The sequence below is a fragment of the Klebsiella sp. HMSC25G12 genome (genome assembly GCF_001807705.1).
Taxonomy (GTDB): Bacteria; Pseudomonadota; Gammaproteobacteria; order Enterobacterales; family Enterobacteriaceae; genus Klebsiella; species Klebsiella variicola.
Genome location: NZ_KV789894.1, coordinates 1 through 1,848, shown reverse-complemented (window position 1 = coordinate 1,848; position 1,848 = coordinate 1). Strand labels below are relative to the sequence as shown.

The 1,848-nt window shown below is 45.8% G+C and carries 3 protein-coding genes and 2 pseudogenes; 2 read left to right on the top strand and 3 right to left on the bottom strand.

The features are described from left to right. Window positions 1-160, top strand: a 160-nt coding sequence (locus HMPREF3096_RS31475; RefSeq protein ID WP_077270170.1) for a replication initiation protein, incomplete at its 5' end; no start/stop codon positions are given. 157 nt (window positions 161-317) lie between these two features. On the opposite strand, the gene HMPREF3096_RS29380 is transcribed toward HMPREF3096_RS31475, so the two are convergent. From HMPREF3096_RS29380 to HMPREF3096_RS14755, 3 genes and pseudogenes are all read right to left on the bottom strand, one after another. Then, the gene (locus HMPREF3096_RS29380; RefSeq protein ID WP_071561715.1) at window positions 318-473 is read right to left on the bottom strand and encodes a colicin release lysis protein; all 156 of its coding nucleotides are present in this window, start codon (window positions 471-473) and stop codon (window positions 318-320) included. A 107-nt stretch (window positions 474-580) separates the two neighbouring features. Further along, window positions 581-838: a bacteriocin immunity protein gene (locus tag HMPREF3096_RS14760; protein ID WP_025714833.1), complete on the bottom strand. Its 258-nt coding sequence runs from the start codon at window positions 836-838 to the stop codon at window positions 581-583. A gap of 1 nt (window position 839) precedes the next feature. After that, window positions 840-1,451, bottom strand: a pseudogene (locus tag HMPREF3096_RS14755) (klebicin B-related nuclease bacteriocin); the annotation flags it as partial. On the opposite strand from HMPREF3096_RS14755, the pseudogene HMPREF3096_RS14750 reads away from it, so the two are divergent. Beyond that, window positions 1,441-1,782, top strand: a pseudogene (locus tag HMPREF3096_RS14750) (hypothetical protein); the annotation flags it as partial. The pseudogenes HMPREF3096_RS14755 and HMPREF3096_RS14750 sit on opposite strands and share 11 nt — an antisense overlap. Window positions 1,783-1,848 lie beyond the last annotated feature (66 nt).

The window sequence follows — 1,848 nt, the reverse complement described above, 5'->3', positions numbered from 1 at the left end:
GCACGAACCCCCCGTTCAGTCCGACTGCTGCGTCTTATCCGGTAACTATCATCTTGAGTCCAACCCGGAAAGACACGACAAAGCGCCACTGGCAGCAGCCACTGGTAACGGATTTAGAGGAGTTGGTCTTGAAGTCATGCGCCTGTTAAGGCTAAACTGAAAGAACAAGTTTTGGTGACTGCGCTCCTCTAAGCCAGTTACCTTGGTTCAATCACCTGCAAGTGTTTGAACCTTCGGAAAAACCGCCCTGCAAGGCGGTTTTTTCGTTTACAGAGCAAGAGATTACGACGATCCAAATGGGATCTCAAGAAGATCCTTTACGGATTGCCGTTCGTACCGCTATCAAGCGTGACTCCGGTCACCGTCGATGAAGGTGAAACAGCCCCACCTCCGGTGTCTCGAACATTATTGACCTGACATGCTGCCAGAACCACAGAAACGGTAACAACCCCTAGGAAAAGTAATTTTTTCATATATCACCTTTTATTTTTATTATTCTAGGCAAATGGATATCTAGTAATTATTCTTCAAATCCAGAGTTACAAATGAGCGGGCTCATAACTTGAACCCGCAAATTCAATCACGCTTTTTTAAAACCTGGCTTACCGTTAGCAGCTCGCCATTCCTTTACGGTTTTAACAATTCCTTTCGCCGAAGAATCTTCGCCTACCTTAGGCTTGAAGATGAGGTTCCAACCAGCAGGATGCTCTGTTAGTTGGGCGAACGAATAAATAGCATCATCGTTCTCTTTGTCAGTTGGAAAATCAGCAGCGATTATTTTACTAACAAAAGCAGTAAATTCTTCTTCCGTAAAATCTGAAATTTTATTACCAGCCATTTTATTTTCCTTTATGTGTCTCAATATGATTTTTAGGTGTTAGCGCCTTAATGTTATCGACATCCATAACAGCCCCTCCTTGAGATATTTCTTTTTCGTGGTGTAATTCAATTTTAACACGTTTCCCTACTGATTCTAAAAAGTCCGCAGTAGGTGCCCTTCCAGCTTTCATCTGATTAATATCAGCTTCACTAAATTGCTTGCTCAGTGCAGAATCGTCAGCAACCGCTTTCCAGAACGCCCGACGGAAAGAATCAAAACTACCGAAAGTCTTCCCGCGTAATTTATCCGCAATCTGGGAAGGAACAGGAGCACCATCCCCGGTACTGGCCCCCCCCATCCAGTTATTGCCAACGTTCTGCCCTTTGCCGCTCACTGTACCGGGCATGTTACGAGGGCTACGGTACATCACATACAGCGGTTTTAGGCCGGATTCCGGAGGAAACACCAGAATAATATCGTCAAAATCGAGGTCATCCGCTACCGGCGTCACGGTTTTATCTGTAGCCTGTGGCGCCGAAATCTGATCACCGGTATGCAGAATACGCTCCGGTAGTGGTACCGGCCCGCTTAGCGTCAGTGGTCCGTTTGCACCAGGTGCGTCAAGTGCACTAGATTTCACCAGGATGGCGCTTAATCAGGAAAAATACCTCGATGACTTTACATGGAAAGAACTGAACGACGTTATCAACTTCATACGCAAAGCAGAAGGTAGTGCATCTGACCACAGCTATGCACTCCAGTTACTGGAGATTAATTTCAAGGCAAACCCACTGGATCTCATCTATCACCCTGACTGCTGGTTCAATGATGAAGCATTGTTTCATGCCCGGCTGACTACCGAAGAAATTGGTGGCTACTTAATGAAAAAATCAGGTCGATGGCTCAACGATGCACCGGATATCCAACTGGTGTATGCCATCCCCCAGGATGTTTATGATTAACCAAGTCACCATTTACCATAATCCCTTAATTGTACGCACCGCTAAAACGGCCTCAGGACGTTTCTG

Coding starts and splice junctions, on each gene's coding strand:
- HMPREF3096_RS29380 (WP_071561715.1), bottom strand. CDS start 473: ATGAAAAAATTACTTTTCCTAGGGGTTGTTACCGTTTCTGTGGTTCTG.
- HMPREF3096_RS14760 (WP_025714833.1), bottom strand. CDS start 838: ATGGCTGGTAATAAAATTTCAGATTTTACGGAAGAAGAATTTACTGCT.